General features: G+C 60.4%; 17 protein-coding genes. 1 reads left to right on the top strand and 16 read right to left on the bottom strand.

The window, feature by feature from the left end:
- Positions 1–8 precede the first annotated feature (8 nt).
- From AB4X18_RS03310 to AB4X18_RS03260, 11 genes are all read right to left on the bottom strand, one after another.
- Positions 9–860, bottom strand: coding sequence for a tetratricopeptide repeat protein (locus AB4X18_RS03310; protein ID WP_370402268.1), 852 nt, complete (start codon positions 858–860; stop codon positions 9–11).
- 41 nt (positions 861–901) lie between these two features.
- The gene (locus tag AB4X18_RS03305) at positions 902–1,483 is read right to left on the bottom strand and encodes a tetratricopeptide repeat protein (protein WP_370402267.1); all 582 of its coding nucleotides are present in this window, start codon (positions 1,481–1,483) and stop codon (positions 902–904) included.
- The gene (locus tag AB4X18_RS03300; RefSeq protein WP_370402266.1) at positions 1,483–2,478 is read right to left on the bottom strand and encodes a type II secretion system F family protein; all 996 of its coding nucleotides are present in this window, start codon (positions 2,476–2,478) and stop codon (positions 1,483–1,485) included. Before AB4X18_RS03300 ends, AB4X18_RS03305 begins: the two co-directional genes overlap by 1 nt.
- Positions 2,479–2,489: 11 nt before the next feature.
- Positions 2,490–3,452 carry a type II secretion system F family protein gene (locus tag AB4X18_RS03295; protein WP_370402265.1) on the bottom strand — a complete coding sequence of 321 codons (963 nt, stop codon included), beginning with the start codon at positions 3,450–3,452 and terminating at the stop codon, positions 2,490–2,492.
- A 47-nt stretch (positions 3,453–3,499) separates the two neighbouring features.
- Positions 3,500–4,954 (bottom strand): CpaF family protein, encoded by a 1,455-nt coding sequence (locus AB4X18_RS03290; protein ID WP_370402264.1) that lies wholly within the window; start codon positions 4,952–4,954, stop codon positions 3,500–3,502.
- Positions 4,955–4,982: 28 nt separating this feature from the next.
- Positions 4,983–6,221, bottom strand: coding sequence for an AAA family ATPase (locus AB4X18_RS03285; RefSeq protein ID WP_432817087.1), 1,239 nt, complete (start codon positions 6,219–6,221; stop codon positions 4,983–4,985).
- Between the two features lie 287 nt (positions 6,222–6,508).
- On the bottom strand, positions 6,509–7,171 hold the full coding sequence (locus AB4X18_RS03280) for an OmpA family protein (protein WP_370402262.1): 663 nt from the start codon (positions 7,169–7,171) through the stop codon (positions 6,509–6,511).
- A 16-nt stretch (positions 7,172–7,187) separates the two neighbouring features.
- Entirely contained in the window at positions 7,188–8,624 is a 1,437-nt protein-coding gene (locus tag AB4X18_RS03275) for a type II and III secretion system protein family protein (protein WP_370402261.1), read from the bottom strand.
- A 205-nt stretch (positions 8,625–8,829) separates the two neighbouring features.
- On the bottom strand, positions 8,830–9,690 hold the full coding sequence (gene cpaB / locus AB4X18_RS03270; RefSeq protein WP_370402260.1) for a Flp pilus assembly protein CpaB: 861 nt from the start codon (positions 9,688–9,690) through the stop codon (positions 8,830–8,832).
- A 209-nt stretch (positions 9,691–9,899) separates the two neighbouring features.
- Positions 9,900–10,082 carry a hypothetical protein gene (locus tag AB4X18_RS03265; protein WP_370402259.1) on the bottom strand — a complete coding sequence of 61 codons (183 nt, stop codon included), beginning with the start codon at positions 10,080–10,082 and terminating at the stop codon, positions 9,900–9,902.
- A gap of 139 nt (positions 10,083–10,221) precedes the next feature.
- The gene (locus AB4X18_RS03260; RefSeq protein WP_370402258.1) at positions 10,222–10,419 is read right to left on the bottom strand and encodes a Flp family type IVb pilin; all 198 of its coding nucleotides are present in this window, start codon (positions 10,417–10,419) and stop codon (positions 10,222–10,224) included.
- Between the two features lie 362 nt (positions 10,420–10,781).
- On the opposite strand from AB4X18_RS03260, the gene AB4X18_RS03255 reads away from it, so the two are divergent.
- Positions 10,782–11,591, top strand: coding sequence for a lytic transglycosylase domain-containing protein (locus AB4X18_RS03255; RefSeq protein WP_370402257.1), 810 nt, complete (start codon positions 10,782–10,784; stop codon positions 11,589–11,591).
- Positions 11,592–11,653: 62 nt separating this feature from the next.
- Here AB4X18_RS03255 and AB4X18_RS03250 read toward each other — a convergent pair whose 3' ends face one another.
- The 5 genes from AB4X18_RS03250 to topA form a co-directional block, all read right to left on the bottom strand.
- Positions 11,654–12,277: a 3-oxoacid CoA-transferase subunit B gene (locus tag AB4X18_RS03250; RefSeq protein ID WP_370402256.1), complete on the bottom strand. Its 624-nt coding sequence runs from the start codon at positions 12,275–12,277 to the stop codon at positions 11,654–11,656.
- 2 nt (positions 12,278–12,279) lie between these two features.
- On the bottom strand, positions 12,280–13,104 hold the full coding sequence (locus AB4X18_RS03245) for a hypothetical protein (protein ID WP_370402255.1): 825 nt from the start codon (positions 13,102–13,104) through the stop codon (positions 12,280–12,282).
- Positions 13,101–14,222 (bottom strand): GSCFA domain-containing protein, encoded by a 1,122-nt coding sequence (locus tag AB4X18_RS03240; RefSeq protein WP_370402254.1) that lies wholly within the window; start codon positions 14,220–14,222, stop codon positions 13,101–13,103. The genes AB4X18_RS03245 and AB4X18_RS03240 overlap by 4 nt, the downstream gene beginning before the upstream one ends.
- Positions 14,223–14,231: 9 nt before the next feature.
- Positions 14,232–14,927, bottom strand: coding sequence for a CoA transferase subunit A (locus AB4X18_RS03235; protein WP_370402253.1), 696 nt, complete (start codon positions 14,925–14,927; stop codon positions 14,232–14,234).
- Positions 14,928–15,153: 226 nt separating this feature from the next.
- The gene (gene topA, locus AB4X18_RS03230; protein ID WP_370402252.1) at positions 15,154–17,745 is read right to left on the bottom strand and encodes a type I DNA topoisomerase; all 2,592 of its coding nucleotides are present in this window, start codon (positions 17,743–17,745) and stop codon (positions 15,154–15,156) included.
- Positions 17,746–17,841 lie beyond the last annotated feature (96 nt).

Raw genomic sequence — 17,841 nt, 5'->3', positions numbered from 1 at the left:
GTGACCGATCAGGCGTTTTCAAGCGCGCGCAATGCCCGGACCGCCGCTTCGAAATGCTGCGGGTGGGTGTCGATGGCTTCGCGCAACAGGCCCTTGCCGGTTTCGATATCGCCTTGCTTGATCGCCGAAAGGGCCATGGTGTGCAAAAGCTGTGCGCGTTCGGTCTGGTCCATCGGAACGACGGGCAGGGAATAGTCGCGCTGTGCGGCACGGGCCAGAACCAGATTGTTCTTGGCGGTGAAAAGGCCGGGATCCTGGCGCACGGCTTCGGAGAACATGCGCTCCGCCTCGGCGTAATCGCCACGGGTCAGCTTGGAATAGCCCCAGTTGTTCATCACCGAACCAGGCGTGGTGGTCAGGCCGGCGGCGATTTCATAGAAACTGTCGGCTTTCTTCCATTCCTGCTTGCTGTCGGCCACGAGGGCTTCAAGACGGTAGCGGGCGAATGTCTCGTGGGTGGGGGGGATCGCGTCAAGCACGGTTTCGGCCTTGGCCCAGTCGCCCGACCGGATCAGCACATCGGCGTATTCCACGTTGTCGGCCGGGGTCGCGCCGTCCATCTTGACGACCTTGCCCCAGGCGGTTGTGCCTTCGGTGACACGTTTTGCGCGCACCAGTGATGACGCCAGCCCGCGCTGAAAATCAATGCGGTCGGGGTCCTGATTAAGGGCGCGCTCAAAATAGCTGACGGCCTCGTTCGGGTCGCCGACGGTCAGCATGACCTCCGAAAGGTTGGTTTCATCAATGACGTTGACGTCTTTGAAAGCGCGTTCGACGGTCGCGTTTGCGTCTTTCTCTGCGCAGCCTGCCATGGCTGTTGCGGCCGCCAGCACGGCGGTCAGAAGGATGGGGTGGCGCATGTTGTGCGTCCTTTTACTGCTCTGCCTCGATGTGGTGTCTTTTAGATCGCGGGCCGGATCAGGTAATCCCCGCCACCGCGTCGCACCAGTTTATAGTCTTCATCGTCAAGCACTACGTTATCAGAATTATCGGATTTTGCGAGTGCCAGCCGAAGATTGTCGCGGATTGCGTCACTTTCGCCATTGTCGAGCGCATAGGCCTTGCGAAAGATCTGTTCGGCCTCGACGGTCTTGCCGCGTTCCATCAGCACAACGCCGAGGTTGTTCCACATTTCGGGCAGGGCTTCGCCTTCGGCAACGGCGCGGCGCAGCAGGGTTTCAGCCTGTCCCAACCGCCCCAGGCCAAGGTTGGCGCTGCCCATGCCGGACAGGATGTCGGCGTTCAAGCCACCTTCGTTCAGGGCCGCGCGGTTGAAGGACCGGAGCGCCAGTTCGAACTGGCCTGCGGCCATCAGGCGGTGGCCGACTTCGAGGCCGTCTTCGGCCTGTGCGCGCTGGTCCACACCGGGGGCGAAGACCTGATCGTCAGACGCGGAAAAACCGCCCGGTGAACAAGCGGTCAATCCAATTGTTGTCACACATCCCGCGACACAGGTCAGGCAACGCCTGAAGAGTGAGTTCATTAATTCCCGCCTGGGCCGCTCATCTTGCCCAATTCTGTGATGCCGTGAACCGACGGGCCGACCAGAATGATCAGCAGCGGTGGCACGGTCAACATCATAGTGGCAAGGGTCATCTTGGTTGGCAACTTGTTTGCGGCTTCTTCGGCGCGCATCACGCGCTTGTCACGCATTTCTGCCGCATAGACCCGAAGGGCATCGGAAATGGATGTACCGAAGGCGGCCGATTGCACAAGCACGGTCACGAAGGAGCTGACATCCTGCACGCCACAGCGTTCGCCCATGTCGTTCAGGACGTTGATCTTGTCCTTGCCCGCCTTCATCTCGTAGGCGACGACTTCGAATTCTTCGGACAGGGCGCGGTAGGACGCGCGCAGTTCCTTGGCCACACGCACGATACATTGATCAAGCGACTGGCCCGCTTCGACGCAGACCAGCATCATGTCGAGCGCATCCGGGAAACCGCGGGTGATTTCCTCCTTGCGGGCATCGACGCGGCGGGTGACCCAATATTTGGGCAGGTAATATCCTATGGCACCGGGACCAATGGTCCACATCATGGTTTTCTGGGTGCTCAGCCCTTCGCCGCCACCCAGAAAGTTCACGTAGATCACGCCGGCAATGAGACCCAAAAGGCCCAGCGAGAATTGCGCGAAGTAGAAGATGCGCACCGCATCGCGCGACGCATAGCCCGCCTGACGCAACTGCAATTGCTTGGCGCTGAGTTCGTTGACGTCTTCGGGTTCGAGGAATTTGGCGAATTTCTGCAACTGGGCGTTCTGGCCGGTCTGACGCAGCTTCTGCGCCTGATTGTCTGCCGTCTTGCCGCCGCCCTTTGCGGATTTCTTCAGTTTATCAAGCGGATCCTCGGGCTGGCGGAGCATCATCACGACGGTGATGGCGACCAGCATCAGGCCCAGTACACCGGCGATGATGATCAGCCCCATCGGGCCCAGAACACTGTTGATCTGCGATTCGATCTGAGTGAAGGCTTCCATTGCTCTGCTCCTTACACTTTGATGTCTGTGAGGATGCGCATCACGAACAGGTTCAGCGCAAGGAAGATGCCCACAAGGAAACAGGCGGGGATGAACATGGCGTGGTCGCGTACCTCGTCATAGTAATTCGGGTCGCCGATGTTGATGACGATCAGGGCCATGATCGGGAAGCCCGACAGGAACTTGCCGGACCATTTCGCCTCCGCCGTGATCGCCTTGACGCGGCGGAATAGGCGGAACCGGGCGCGGATCACCTTGGCCAGACCGGCAAGGATCTCCGCAAGGTTACCACCTGATTGCTGCTGGATGGTCACGGCCACCGCGAGGAAGCGCAAATCCTGCATGTCCAGACGTTCTGCCATGTCCTTGAGCGCTTCGCCCACATCGCGGCCATAGGCGGACTCGTCCGCGATGACGCCGAATTCGGAGGCCAGCGGGTCCTGGATTTCCTTGGAAACGATGGAAATGGCGTTGGAGAACGGGTGCCCCACGCGCAGCGAGCGGACCATGAGTTCAACCGCATCGGGCAGTTGTTCTTCGATCAGCCCCATGCGTTTGTTGGCCTTGGAGGAGATCCAGAAATACACGCCACCCACGCCGATGCCGACAGACAGCAACGCGCGCACGGGGGCTTCGGTATCCGTGCCGACGGTCAGGGCCATGAAGGCAAAGGCGCTGACGCCTGCCATGATGGTCAGCAATTGTTTCGGGGTGAAGGCAATCGCGGCCTTCTGGGCCTTTTCCGACAGAAGCGAATAGAGCGGGATGGTCTTCGCGCTCATGTGTTGTTCCATCTCCTTGCGGAGTTTTTCCAACACTTCTTCGCGGCGCGTGCCCTTTTCCAGCATCTCGAGGCGGCGATTTACCCGTGAATTGAGGCTGATGGATTTGCCGAAGGCAACCAGATACAGGCCTTCCACCAGCACCAGCACGCCGATGAAGATCAGCCCGTAGATAATTGGTTCTGCACTCATGACAGGGTCCTCAAGTAATGGAGTGGTAGGACATGAAAATCATCTTCCTACTCGGCTGCGACAGGTTCGTAGATGGAGGCGGGCAAGTCATAGCCCCACATGCGGAAGCGTTCCGCGTAGTGGCTGCGCACGCCGGTGGCGGTGAAGTGACCGATGATCTTGTTGTCCGGTGTCAGGCCAACCCGCTGATAACGGAAGATTTCCTGCATGGAGATCACTTCGCCTTCCATGCCGGTGATTTCGGTGATCGAGGTCATCCGGCGCGAGCCGTCCTGCAGGCGGGAGGCCTGCACGATCAGGTTCACAGCGCTTGAAATCTGGGAGCGTACGGCCTTGAGCGGCATTTCGATCCCGGCCATCGCGATCATGTTTTCCAGACGCGACACGCCGTCCCGGGCGGAGTTTGCGTGGATCGTGGTCATGGATCCGTCGTGGCCGGTGTTCATGGCCTGCAACATGTCGATGACTTCCTCGCCGCGCGTCTCACCCACGATGATGCGGTCAGGACGCATCCGCAGGGCGTTCTTCAGACAGTCGCGCGGGGATACTTCACCTTTGCCTTCGACGTTGGGCGGACGGCTTTCCATCCGGCCCACGTGGGTCTGTTGCAGTTGAAGTTCCGCTGTATCCTCGATCGTCAGGATGCGTTCGGCGTTGTCGATGAAGGACGACAGCGCGTTGAGCGTCGTCGTTTTACCCGAACCCGTACCCCCTGAGACGATGATGTTCAGGCGTGTGGCCACGGCGGCCTGAAGGTAGGCGGCCATTTCTTCGGTAAACGCGCCGAAATCGACCAGATCGTCGATGCCCAGCTTGTCTTTTTTAAACTTACGAATGGAGACGAGCGAGCCGTCGACCGCGACGGGCGGCACCATCGCGTTGAAACGCGAGCCGTCTTTCAGACGGGCGTCCACATAGGGGTTTGATTCGTCCACACGGCGTCCCACGGCCGACACGATCTTGTCGATGATCCGCAGCAGGTGCTTTTCGTCTTTGAAGGTAATGTCGGTCAGTTCCAGCTTACCGGAACGTTCCACAAAGATCTGTTGCGGACCGTTGACCAGGATATCGTTGACGCTTTCGTCCTTCAGCAAGGTTTCGAGCGGGCCCAGACCCGTGACCTCGTCGAAAAGCTCCGAATTGAGGGTCATCCGGTCTTCGCGGTTCAGGACGATGGATTTCTCGGACAGGATTTCTGCCGAGATTTCATTGATTTCCTGGCGCAGCTCCTGCTCCGTCGCGTGTTCGAGCGCGGCAAGGTTCAGGTTGTCCAAAAGCGCGCGGTGCAGTTCCAGCTTGATGTCGCTCATGCGCTTCTTGCGCTTGACGTCGCGGTCTTCGGCTGCCGGGGATGCCGGTTGAGGGGCCTTGCGCATCGACGCTTTTGGCGCGTCGGCTGCGGGTGCTGCATCGGGTGCCTTGATGGGCGTTACGTTTGCGCCATCGGGGGCATCAAGGACAACCTCGGTTGGTTTGCTTGGCTTCTTGTACTTGGAAAACATGTCAGCGCTCTTTCAGGTCATGGCAGGATCAGGCGGCTTCGGCCTGATCCCCCTTGAGGTCATGGATAGAGGCGGCCAGCTTTGCCAGCTCGCGCCGCAGGGGGCTTTTGGGGGCCGAATTGGCCAGTGGCAGGCCGTGATCGTTGGCTTGCGTGATCGGTTTGCCGCCATCGGGCAGTTGCACGTCGATGGAGATGCCCAGCGATTCGGCCATGCGCTTGACACGGCTTTTCGCGTTCAGATCGGTGAACTTCGGCGCGCGGTTCATCACATAGCGCAGCTTTTCAACGGGCAGTTCCTCCGATTGGAGGGCGCGCTTGAACCGCAGGGCGTTCTGCGCGCAGCGCATGTCGAGTTCCAGCATGGCGAAATAGATATGCGCCTTGTTCAGCACGGTTTCGGACCATTGCACCAGCGTGGAGGGCATATCGACCACGACATAATCGAATTGCGCGCAGGCGATATCGAGGATGCGGTCAATGTCTTCGGAGGTGACCAGATCAAGCGGGAGCATGTCCGCCGGCGCGGTCAGCACCTGCAAGCGGTCTTCGTAGGTCAACAGGGACTGGCCGAAAATCTCCTCGTCCATGTTCTCCGTATCGGAGAGCATCTCGTAGACGACTTCGCGGCGCGGCAGGTCGAGGAACGTTGCCACGGCGCCGTATTGCAGATCGAAATCGATCAGGCAGACGGAAGGGGGGTCTTTCTTGTCGGCATTGGCCAGTTCCCATGCAAGGTTGACCGCCGCAGTTGTCGAGCCGGTGCCACCCGCAAGGCCTTGCACAACGATAAGCGCGCCATCCTTCTGACGACCGGCCTTGAGTTGGGGGGCGTTTGCCTCCTCGACCTGGACCGGGGCGTCGGGGGTGCGGACGCGGTCAATCGCCTGCGCCAGTTCGCCTTCGGGAAGGGGGTAGGGCACGAATTCATCGGCACCCTGACGCAGGAGCGAATGCAGGGCCGCCGGTGTCACATCTTCTGCAATCAGGATCACCTTGATGTCACGCGCTTTGGCGCGGGTGATGATTTCCGACATCAGAACGAGGTTGTCCTCGTCGGTTTCATCCAGCGCGAGGGCGATGAATTCCATTGCGTCGGCTTCGGGTTGGCCAAAGAACGCCAGCGCCTCGGCAAAGCCGAGATCACCCCAGCTTTCGCCCAGGTTCGCTTCCATGTCTTCAATCAGCAAATCGAAATTCTGCACGTCACGGCTGACAGTGCAGGCTACGATGGCCGCCGCTTCGGGTTGTGGCATACTGCTGCTCATAGCCTTCATCCTCTGTTCCAAGGGCGCGGCAGAACGGCGGCCCGCAACCCTTGCAGACCTTTGCCCCAACGTCGCCCATGTCTGGCATTTTGCGCAGACACATTCGTCCATTGAGAGATATATCGCAGCGAACTGGGGCGAGATTGGGGCTAAAAAGCTTCTATTGTTGGGTTTGTTGAAACGATCACTGCAATTGCGGATGATTAGCCCGCCGGATGACGCGGCCGCAAAACAGCAAAAAGCCGCGCCCGGGGCAGGGCGCGGCCTTTGATTTCAAGCAGTTGGGTTTACTGTGTGGCCTGGCCCAGCTCCGTTTCGGAAAGCGTGCTGCGGTATGTGGCACTTTCCACGTATTCCCGATTGATGATCGCGGCGTATTTGCCGTCAAGCGGGGTGGGATTGCGCCCGACAAACCCGCTGACTTCGGTCACGGTGCGGCGGTTGCGGCGTTCGCGGTTGTCCGTCAGAATCAGGGGCCGTGTTTCACCGAAGGAAACCACTGCTTCAAGGCGGCTGCGGTTGATGCCTTGGGTGGACAGGTAGGCCACGACCGCGTTCGCACGGCGTTTGCCGAGGCCACGGTTGTAGGCGGCGCTGCCGACCTTGTCGGTATGCCCGAAGACCTTGAACCGGATTTCGGGGAATTGACGGATCCAGTCGGCCTGCCTGCGCAGCGTGGCCTTCGCATTGTCATCCAACCGGGAGGAATTGAACGCGAATGTCACCGTGGTCGGAATTTCCGCGGCAAAGCGGCGGGCGAGGTTGATCGTGAAGTCCCGCTCTCCGGTCTGGACCAGCCGGTTGTTCAGGGTGGCGTTACCGAAGCTGCCTGTGTCAACGATCGCACCTGATTCCTGGTAGAACTGGGTGTAGACGGGATCGGTGCTGGCGCAGCCCATCAGGGCCACAAGTCCGGCACCAACGCCAAGGGTTCGCATCTTTTTGGCCATCACGCTTTTCATCAGCTTAGTCCAATACATATCCATAAGATCCGCTAAAGTCCTGCTTGGCCACTTCGCCGGCTGCACCCTGTTTGGGGGAATTGCCAGTCTCAGCGGTGCGGCCGTAGAGGAACAGATCCTTTTCGGTGGGGGGTTTGATCCGGTCGGTGGGCAGGGCAAGGGCCTCGCCACGGGTGGGGGTGACCAGATGTGCGGTCACGATGATGACCAGTTCCGACTGGCTGCGCTGGTATTCCGCGGAGCGGAAAAGCGCACCCAGCACCGGCACATCGCCGATCCAGGGCAGTTGGCTGGAGTTATCGGTGAAATCATCCGTCAACAGGCCCGCAATGGCAAAGCTTTCGCCATCCCGCATCTCAACGGTGGTCTGGGTTTCGCGGCGGGTGAAGGCGGCGATTTCCAGACCGTTGCCCAATGCAAGGCTGTTGGAGGGGTCGATGGCGGAGACGGCGGCGTTCATCTCAAGATTGATGATGTCCTTGTCCACCACACGGGGGATGAAGTTCAGTTCAACACCGAAGGGTTTGAATTCTATGGAAATTCTGTCATCGGTCTGGGCGATCGGCACCGGATATTCACCCCCGGCGAGGAAGGAGGCTTCCTGACCTGAGAGGGCGACGAGGTTGGGCTCCGCGAGGAACCGGACAACGCCCTTCTGTTCCAGCGCTTCGAGCAGCAGGCCGACCTGGACCGAGCCTGCGTTGAAACCAAAGAGCACCGCACCGGCGTTCTGGTTGACGCCCGGGATGTTGCCACCCAGCGAACCTGCGACGCCGCCGGAGGTGGCGGTTGTGCCGGTCCCGCCGTTCACGCCGGTGCCGCCGATGGCACCGTTGAGGGCGAGAGAGGAACTGAGCGATTTCGAGACGTTGCGCTGCATTTCCGCGAAGCGCACCTTCATCATCACCTGCTGGATGCCGCCGACGCTCATCAAGTTGGAAACCCGTTCAGGGGCGTAGCGTTCGGCAAGATCAAGCGCGCGTTGCAGCCGCTGGGAAGAGGAGACAACACCCGACAGGACGATCCCGTCGTTGGCGGTGCGGACCTCGATCCGTTCACCAGGGAGGATCTGGCGCAGACGTTCCTTGAATTCGGTCACATCCGCAGCGACCCGCACGTTCACGTTCGTGATCAGCTGGCCCGACGCATCAAACAGCGTCAGCGAGGTGATGCCGGGTGATTTGCCGAGCACATATATCGTGCGGTCCGAAAGGGACGAGATATCGGCAATGCCGGGGTTCGCAATACTGAGTTCGGCGAAAGGTATCTCACTTTCCACCACAACGGCCCTGTTCATGGGCACGTTCAGCGCTGCGTTTGTTCCTTTTTTGACCACGCGCAGTGTATCGGCGTAGGTCATCGTCGGAGCGGTGAGAGCCACCGCGCCAACGCTCATCGTCAGCCCGACGAGGGCTGCCTTGATCATTCTGTCAATTTTCATGTGACCTGCCTTTTTGATCACGCCTCGGGAAGGGTCTTGTCGCCCGTCGTTTGAATAACTCTGCGTCAGTTTCAATTTTTTTGCAATAATCAATGGTTTCTCAGGCAGAGCTTATGTGGACAAATGGCAACATCCCCATAAACGGGAAACGGCGCCGCAGGGGTGCGACGCCGTTCCAAATGCTTGGTTTTGTGGTCTTTTCAGATCAGTTGGTACAGGGGATCGGGAGTTCGACCACCTCTGCGCCGCGGCGGGTACGGATGGTGCAAACCTTTTCCTTTTCCACTTCGGCTTTGATTTCTTCGGTCTCGATCCCCAGGAGCGAGCGCTGATTGACTTCGATCGCGCTGGCAACGGTATCGTCTTCGGCCCCCACCAGCGACAGGGAAAGCTTGCCGGTGGACTGCGCCTGCGCAAGACCCGCGACTTCCTGCGGACTCACGGCGACGGTGACGGTGCGGGCGATGGTGGTTTCATTCACATCGCCGCCCGCGATCTGGTCAATCGCGATCAGTTGCACACCAGCCTGGATCAGCTTGGTGACATCGCCATTTTCGGTGTTGCGGCCACCCAGGTTCACACGACCGGTCCAATAAACGTCAACCCGGTCGCCGGGGCGCAGGAAACCGGAGACGCCGCTTGAGACGTCAACGCGCAGGGTAAAGGCGCGCATGCCGCGCTGGAGCCGGGAGGTCAGGCCGGTATCTTCGCCGGGCTGCGTGACCTTGACGGCCATGACTGCTTCGTCTTTTTCCATGGCGCGCAGGACAACGCGCAGTTCGTCAGTGCTTTCGGGGAAGAGGACGGCCATGTCGGTGAAGGCGCCTTCGGGAATGGCGTTTTCGGGCCAGAGGACCTCGCGCACGTCTTCTTGTGTCAATTTCTGTCCGTATTTCAGCGGCTTGTTGGCCACGTACACGGGAATGGTCGGGACGACCTGCGCCAGCGCCTGCTGGGCGCGCGCGTTGGCTTGCTGATACTGCGCAATCCGGTCCTTGGCCAGGTAGACGGCGCCACCTGCCAATGCGATGCCGACCAAAAGAACCAATCCGAAAATCATTCGCATATCATGTACCTCGTTCTACTCAATTTGCCGGGCTGGCCCCGACGCCTGTCTCACCCCGAACTTGCGCTTTCATTATGGCTATTGTGTGCCGAGCGCATGAAATCGGCGTGACGCCCCGTCGGATTCTCCGCGGGGCTCAGCCTTGGATGTCTCTAAGGCCAAAAGCTGACGAAAGTCTTGATCCGTCGGCTTTGATCACTTTGCAGGTGTTATTCGCCCACTTCGCGTGCGGTCAGGTAGTCACCTACGTCTGTCCCCACACTGCCGGTCGCACCCTCAATTGTTGCAATGGCAATAATTGCCAGCCCAACAACGGCTGCGGTCAGCACCACCCAGTCGACAGTGACAGCGCCTTCTTCGGCTTTGATGTATGTCTTGAATTTGTTCAACATAATATGTCCTGGGATATGGTCCGTGCGTGATGCGCAAAGGCACACCGCGCCGAAAAAAGGGGCCGCATTCTGCGCAGAGAACACGGCCCCGGAAACCTGTTCAGGCCAATTGAGGCCGGATCAGGCCACGATGATCAGATTATTCGGTGGAGATCACAGTGGCTGGGTTCCGTGTATCCAGGTAGCTGGATGTGTTGGATGTCAGGTCGGACGCGCCGCCTTCGATGGATGAGTATGCAGCAATCGCCAGGCCAACAACGGCAGCGGTCAGCACGACCCAGTCAACAGTCACGGCACCGTCTTCGTCTTTACGGAAGTTTTTGATAAAGTTCATCATGGTATGTCCCTCCAAGGATCATTCAATTTAAGTTACAACCGCATCGTCCGTTGGTGGCACCTGTTCTCTCAACCAGTGCCTGTCCGACTTGGTATGCCGATATATAGCCGGGTAAATGGGGCACTAATTTGGCGGGAAATGTGACATTTTCATCTGGGACACGAATTCCCGGCAATTTTCTTCTAGGCATATGTTTTTGAATGATAAATTCGTTAACTTTGGTGTGAGTTCGTTCAAATTTGTGCCGTTTTCCGCCCAAATGGGGCGATATCGCCATGATCTGTGCCTTGATTAACTAGTTTTGAACGCCCTTTCGTGAGATGTTTCCGGCAAAACAAGCTGAAACAGCAAAGCAGGCAGGCATGATACGACCCTTATGTGCGGCGATGGCGCTGATTTGTCTTGTCCAGGGGCCTCTTTGGGCCGAGACGCCGACGCCATACCCCGATTTCAGTGCAAAACGCATCAAGGCCCCCAAGCCGGGCAGCAAGCCTGTTGTGGATGTGCAGATTGATCCCGCCGCACAGGCCGCGGCGCTGAAGCCACGCGTACCCGCGAAGGCACAAGCCGCGGCACCGGCGTCGCCGGGGCAGTATGATTGGTTCTGGGACAAGGTATCGCCCGAGATCGCGAGCAGCGGGCCGGGGCGGCTTGACGTGGCGATGAGCACGCTGGCGGGGGCCACAGCGAAAGTGCGCGCGCCGCGCCTGCAGCAGATGCAGGACATCGCCGCCGGGCACGGGATCGATATTCTGCGCGCGACCGTGGGCACGCAGGTGTCGCCTGCCCTTGTTCTGGCGGTCATCGCGGTGGAATCATCCGGAAAGCCCGACGCGGTCAGCGGGGCCGGGGCGGAAGGGCTGATGCAATTGATGCCGGACACCGCCGCACGGTTCGGGGTCGAGGACAGCATGAAACCGCCGCAGAACATCAGCGGCGGGGTCAAATACCTCAACTGGCTGATGGAGGAGTTCGGGCGCGACCCCATTCTGGTGCTTGCCGGATACAATGCGGGCGAAGGATCGGTGCGCAAGCACGCGGGCGTGCCGCCCTTTGCGGAGACGCGCGATTACGTGCCCAAGGTGCTGGCGGCGTTTCAGGTGGCCAAGGGGCTGTGCATGACGCCGCCGCAACTGATCAGCGATGGCTGCGTTTTTGCGGCGATGAACTGACCCGCGGCGCGGATTTTCGCGCGCGCGAGGCATACTATATATATGCAGGCGTTTTTTCGGTGTCAGACTATGGTGGCTTCGGTTGCCGCGCGCAGCTCGTCTTCGGTGACGCCATCGGCGCATTCCACGATGCGCAATCCGCCCTCGACCACGTCCAGAACACCGAGGTTGGTGATGATCCGGTCCACCACGCCCTTGCCGGTCAGCGGCAGCGTGCATTCGCGCAGAACCTTGCTGTCGCCGTGCTTGCTGGTGTGGTCCATCACCACGATGACGCGGCCAACGCCCGCCACAAGATCCATGGCCCCGCCCATGCCCTTGACCAGTTTGCCGGGGATCATCCAGTTCGCCAGGTCGCCGTTCTCCGCCACTTCCATGGCGCCTAGGATGGCGGCGGCGATCTTGCCGCCCCGGATCATCCCGAAGGACGTGGCGCTGTCGAAATAGGCGGTGCGGCGCAGTTCGGTGATGGTCTGCTTGCCCGCGTTGATCAGATCGGGGTCCTCTTCCCCTGCGATCGGGAAGGGACCCATGCCCAGCATGCCGTTTTCGGATTGCAAGGTGATGTCCTTGTCGCCGACGTAGTTGGCCACCAGCGTCGGGATGCCGATGCCAAGGTTCACATACATGCCGTCTTCAAGCTCTTGCGCGGCGCGCGCGGCCATTTGATTGCGATCCCAGGGCATTGTCAGATCCTCTCCTTGATCAGTGTCGGCGCGGTGCTTGTCGGCGCGCCTGTGGTTTTGAGCCTGTGGACAAGGGCGGTCAAGACCGCCAGCCCATATTCGGCATTCATGTGACGGTGGTCGCTGGCTTTCATGGCGGATCCGTCAAAATTTCCGGGGGCCTTGGCAAATCGGGGTTCGGTGGCAAAGGGCCCCGCAACCGTATCGGCAGGCTGTTCGAGCCATTCATGCCCGGCGGCGGCGATGCGGCTGCGCAGGGCGGTTTGCCACATCTCGAAAACGGCGTCGGCGGCGGGGTGCGCCCAGAAGGCGGCCAGTTCGCGCGCCATCTCCATCTGCGGCGCGCGCGCGGTGATGCTTTGGGCCGGGTAGGGCGCAAGGGCGATGATCATCGGGCGCGCGGCGGGGGCCAGTGCGGCCATGAGCGCGGGAAAGGTCACGTCGATCATGGTGTCGATCACGTCTTCAAGCAGGCCCGGTTCAAGCGCCTGCCCGTGGCCTGCGCTGTCAAACCCCAGCACGTCGTGATGTTCCAGCATCCCCGCCACTTCGTTGAAGCCAAAGCGATGCCCGATCAGCACGACGCGATCATACGAGGCGGTCGCAACCTCGGCCATGCCGTTGGCCTTGAGGATCAGATCACGGTCAGCATCGTTTTTGGCGTGCGGGTGGAAGACACCTTCGGCGTTCATCTGGCCTTTCAGAAAGGCAGGACCGCGCATTCCGAAGAAATCGACCGTGATGTCCGGGTGGGCGTCGGCAAACGCACCTTCGGCGTTTTTCAGCGCGCCGATGTGCGACGACCCGATGATCAGCACACGGGTCATTTGCGGAACGCCTCCAGCAGTTCTTCTTCGCAGATCACGTCCTGCGATGTGGTATCGGTGGTGGTGTTTGCGGCGGCTTCGGCCTGCGCCAGCTTGGCATCGCGGCGGGCGCGTCTGATCTGACGGGGTGTGAGACCCGCGGCAGCGTCCTGAGCGGCCAGAAACGCGTTCATCACCCGCCGTACCCCGCGCGGATGGACCGAGCGCATGTTGTCTTCAAAGAACTTGCCCGCGGACGGGTGCGACGACACGATTTCGTAGCTTGGGAAATAATCGATGTCGTCATGGTCTTCCGCCAACTCTCCGGCGACGGTGCGCAGGACGGACTTGGAATAGACCGTTGCGGGCAGCACATGGGTGCCGCTGGCCGTCGCCGTCAGGGGTACGGGAGAGACCGTCAGCAAAAATCGCACGTCTTTGTTGATCGTATGGAATAACGCCCGCAGGGCCATGAAGTCCGCCTTGATCGCATCGGCGCGGAAATTGACGAAGCGGTGGATGTTTGCATCGAACTGACCTGCGATGGTGCCGGGGGCGGTGGGATAGATGGTGCCGCTGGGGATATGTTCCCAGCTTTCGGTCAGGCCAAAGGTGAACACGACAAGCCCGGTCTTCTGCACCGCTTGCCGGACCGCTGCCAGATGCAGGGCGCGGGCGGCGTGCACATCATCAACGGACGCATGGCCGCGCGGGGTCACGCCCGGGCGCATGGCATCGAAGTACCGCCCGTCTTTTTCCCAGACCGCATCGGTGGGGGTGTGTTCGCCAAAGCATTCGAACATCAGCTGCAGGAACTGGCGCACCGTATATATGTTGCCGAACCGTGCGGCATAAAGACGATACCCGTGCCGCTGGGCCAGCGCATCGGGCAGTTTGGCTGGTGCTGGTTCGGCGTCGATCACATCATAGCCGTTGTGGCGCAGGGTGCGACCCACGTGCTGCGCAAAGCAGCTTCCGGCGGTAAAGATTGGCAGATCACGCGGGATGACGAATTTCGGCTTGTATATATCATGTGGCGGATAGGCGTCCGCCTCCACCACGCCGCTGCGCCAGAACGCACGATCCTCAAGCCCCTGATAGGGGCTGATGACGGGATCGGTGTCGTCTGATGCGGCCATGCGCTGCCCTCAGGCTTCGCGCACGGTGCGCTGTTCGATGCGTTTTTCGTGCTCGCCCTGAATGAGGCGGGTCACGTAGATGCCGGGCAGGTGGATCATGTCGGGGTCAAGGCTGCCCGTGGGCACGATTTCTTCTACCTCGGCCACGCAGACCTTGCCGCACATGGCGGCGGGCGGGTTGAAGTTGCGCGCGGTCTTGCGGAAGACCAGATTGCCGGTCTCATCGGCTTTCCATGCCTTCACGATGGACAGATCGGCAAAGATGCCTTCTTCCATGATGTAGGTTTCGCCATTGAAATCCTTGTGCTCCTTGCCTTCGGCAATGACGGTGCCGACGCCGGTCTTGGTATAGAAACCGGGGATCCCGCAGCCGCCCGCGCGCATCCGTTCGGCCAGCGTGCCTTGCGGATTGAACTCCAGTTCCAGTTCCCCGGACAGATACTGGCGCATGAATTCGGCGTTCTCCCCCACATAGGAGGAGATCATCTTTTTCACCTGCCGGGTCTGCAACAGGATGCCGATGCCGAAGTCATCGACGCCCGCGTTGTTGGAAGCAAAGGTGAGGTTCTTGGTGCCCGCGTCCTTGATGGCGGCCAGCAGCAGTTCAGGGATACCGCACAGGCCAAAGCCGCCCGCCGCGATCAGCATCCCGTCTGAAAGGACCCCATCCAGCGCCTCAGCGGCGGAACCGTAGATCTTTTGCATGGGGGTGCTCCCTTTCGTGTCAGACTATTATCTTTGTATCTGACGCCGCGTCGCGGCAAAGTCAATTCGTTCGCGGAGTGGTCGCAGGCGGGTGCGTTTTCCGACGCGGAAAACGATAGGAACTTTGCGAAAATTCCGGACGTGTCGCAGGCCGACGGTGCAGCGCGAACTGGAAAATGCGACATTTTCCGACCGGATTTTGCGTCAAAATCCGTTTCCCTGCGGGTCAGGATTTTTTCGCGGCCGCCTTTTTCTTCGCAGGGGCCTTCTTCTTGGCTGCCGGTTTCTTTTTCGCGGCGACCTTCTTGCCCGACTTCGCCGCACGTTCGTCAATCAGATGCACGGCCTGCGCCATCGTCAGCTCTTCTGGATCGATGGTGTCAGGGATCGTGGCGTTGATCTTTTCCCATTTCACGTAAGGCCCGTATTTGCCCTTCATCACGTTGACGGGCCCGCCTGCTTCGGGATGGTCGCCCAATTCGCGCAGGGGAACGGCGGCTTGCCCGCGTCCGCCCCGGCTGGCGACCTTTTCGGCCAGAAGCTGCACCGCGCGGTTCATGCCGACGGTAAAGACCTCGTCGATACTTTCGAGATTGGCGTTGGTGCCGCCGCGATGGGATGTGGTTTCCGCGTGCTTGAGGTACGGACCATAGCGCCCGATGTTGGACCAGACGGTCACGCCGTCCTCTGGATGCGGTCCGATTTCGCGGGGCAGGGACAAGAGCATCAGCGCACGTTCAAGGTCAAGCTCCTCGGGCGGCCATTCCTTGGGGATCGACTGGCGCGGGGGCTTCTTGTTTTCCTCGGTGACTTCGCCGCGCTGGACGTAGGGGCCAAACCGCCCCTTGAAGACGCGGATTTCGTCGCCCTGATCGGTGCCCAGCAGTTTTCCATCTGGCGGAATGGCGCTTGCCTCCGCTTCGGGATCCGGCGGGCCGAAGGGGCGGGTATAGCGGCATTCGGGGTAGTTGGAGCAACCGATGAACGCCCCGCCCGACCGCGCGGTGCGCATCGAAAGCCGCCCCGCACCGCAATGGGGGCACAGACGCGGATCGCCGCCGTCTTCGAGCGGTGGAAACAGATGCGGCTCCAGCACCTCGTTGATCTTTTCCAACACCTCGGTGATGCGCAGATCGGCGGTTTCGGCGATGGCGGCAGAAAAGTCCTGCCAGAACTGGCCGAGCACCTTCTTGTATTCGGCATCCCCCGCGCTGACCTGATCCAGCTGGTCTTCCAGATCGGCGGTAAAGTCGTAGCCGATGTAGCGGCGGAAATAATTCTCAAGGAAAGCCGTGACCAGCCTGCCCTTGTCCTCGGGGATCAGGCGCTGGCCTTCGCGGCGCACGTATCCCCGGTCCTGAATGGTGGTGACGATGCTGGCGTAGGTGGAGGGGCGGCCGATGCCCAGTTCTTCCATACGCTTGACCAGCGTCGCCTCCGTATAGCGGGGCGGCGGTTGGGTGAAATGCTGTTCGGGCGTGACATCGCGCTTGTCTGTCTTGTCGCCCTGGGTGATCTGCGGCAACCGCTTGTCATCCTCATCGACCACATCGTCGCGGCCTTCTTCGTAGACGCGCAGGAACCCGTCAAACAGCACCACCTGACCGGAGGCGCGCAGGCCGACCTGACCATCCGCACTGCCGACTTCGACGGTGGTGCGCTCCAGACGGGCGCTGGCCATCTGGCAGGCCAAAGTGCGTTTCCAGATCAGGTCATAAAGCTTCTGCTGGTCGGGTTCGAGTTTGAGATCGCTTGCGGCCTTGGCCATGTCCGTGGGGCGGATACATTCGTGCGCTTCCTGCGCATTCTTGGCCTTGTTCTTGTACATGCGCGGATCGGCTGGCACGTAATCGGCGCCGTAGCGGTCCTTGATCGCGTCGCGGGCCATGGTCACGGCTTCGGGTGCCATGTCGATACCGTCTGTCCGCATGTACGTGATGTGGCCCGCTTCATACAGACGCTGGGCGGTGGACATCGTCTGCTTGGCGCCCATGCCGAACTTGCGGCTGGCTTCCTGTTGCAGGGTGGAGGTCATGAAGGGGGCGGATGGGTTGCGGGTGGCGGGTTTGGCTTCGACCGATTGCACGGTCAGATCGCGGGAGGTGATGGCCTGCACGGCCATTTCGGCCTGCGTGCTGTTGGCCAGATCGAACTTGTCGAGCTTCTTGCCCGCCAGCGTGACCAGACGCGCCTCAAACTCCTGCCCGCGCGGTGTGGCAAGCAGGGCCTTCACGCTCCAGTATTCGCGGGCGCGGAAGGCTTCGATTTCCATTTCGCGTTCGGTGATCAGGCGCAGGGTCACGGATTGCACGCGGCCTGCGGATTTCGCACCGGGCAGCTTGCGCCAGAGCACAGGCGACAGGTTGAAGCCCACCAGGTAATCCAGCGCGCGGCGGGCCAGATACGCCTCCACCAGCGGCATGTCGACCTGCCGGGGGTTTTCCATCGCCTCGGTCACGGCCTTCTTGGTGATCTGGTTGAAGACCACGCGGCTGACCGGCGTGTCCTTCTTGATCGACTTGCGTTTGGTCAATGCCTCTTGCAGGTGCCAGCTGATCGCCTCGCCCTCCCGGTCGGGGTCGGTGGCGAGGATCAGCGCGTTGTCATTTGCAAGCGCGTCCGCGATGGCCTTGACGTGTTTCTTGCTGTCGCTGGCCACCTCCCATTTCATGTCGAAGCCATTATCGGTATCGACAGAACCATCCTTGGGCGGGAGATCGCGCACATGCCCGTAGGATGCCAGAACAGTGTAGTTGTCCCCCAGATACTTGTTGATCGTTTTGGCCTTGGCAGGAGATTCGACAACAACAACTGGCATAGATTCTGGTACCTTACATCTTTTGGTTGCGCAGGGCTCGCGCAGTCTCATGTGGGATCAGGGGGGGGATTGTCAATGCACAGAAGGGGCGATTGA

This window comes from Sulfitobacter rhodophyticola (assembly GCF_041281685.2).
GTDB lineage: Bacteria > Pseudomonadota > Alphaproteobacteria > Rhodobacterales > Rhodobacteraceae > Sulfitobacter.
Note: the sequence above shows the minus strand (reverse complement) of the source record. Positions and strands in the feature narration are given on the sequence as shown.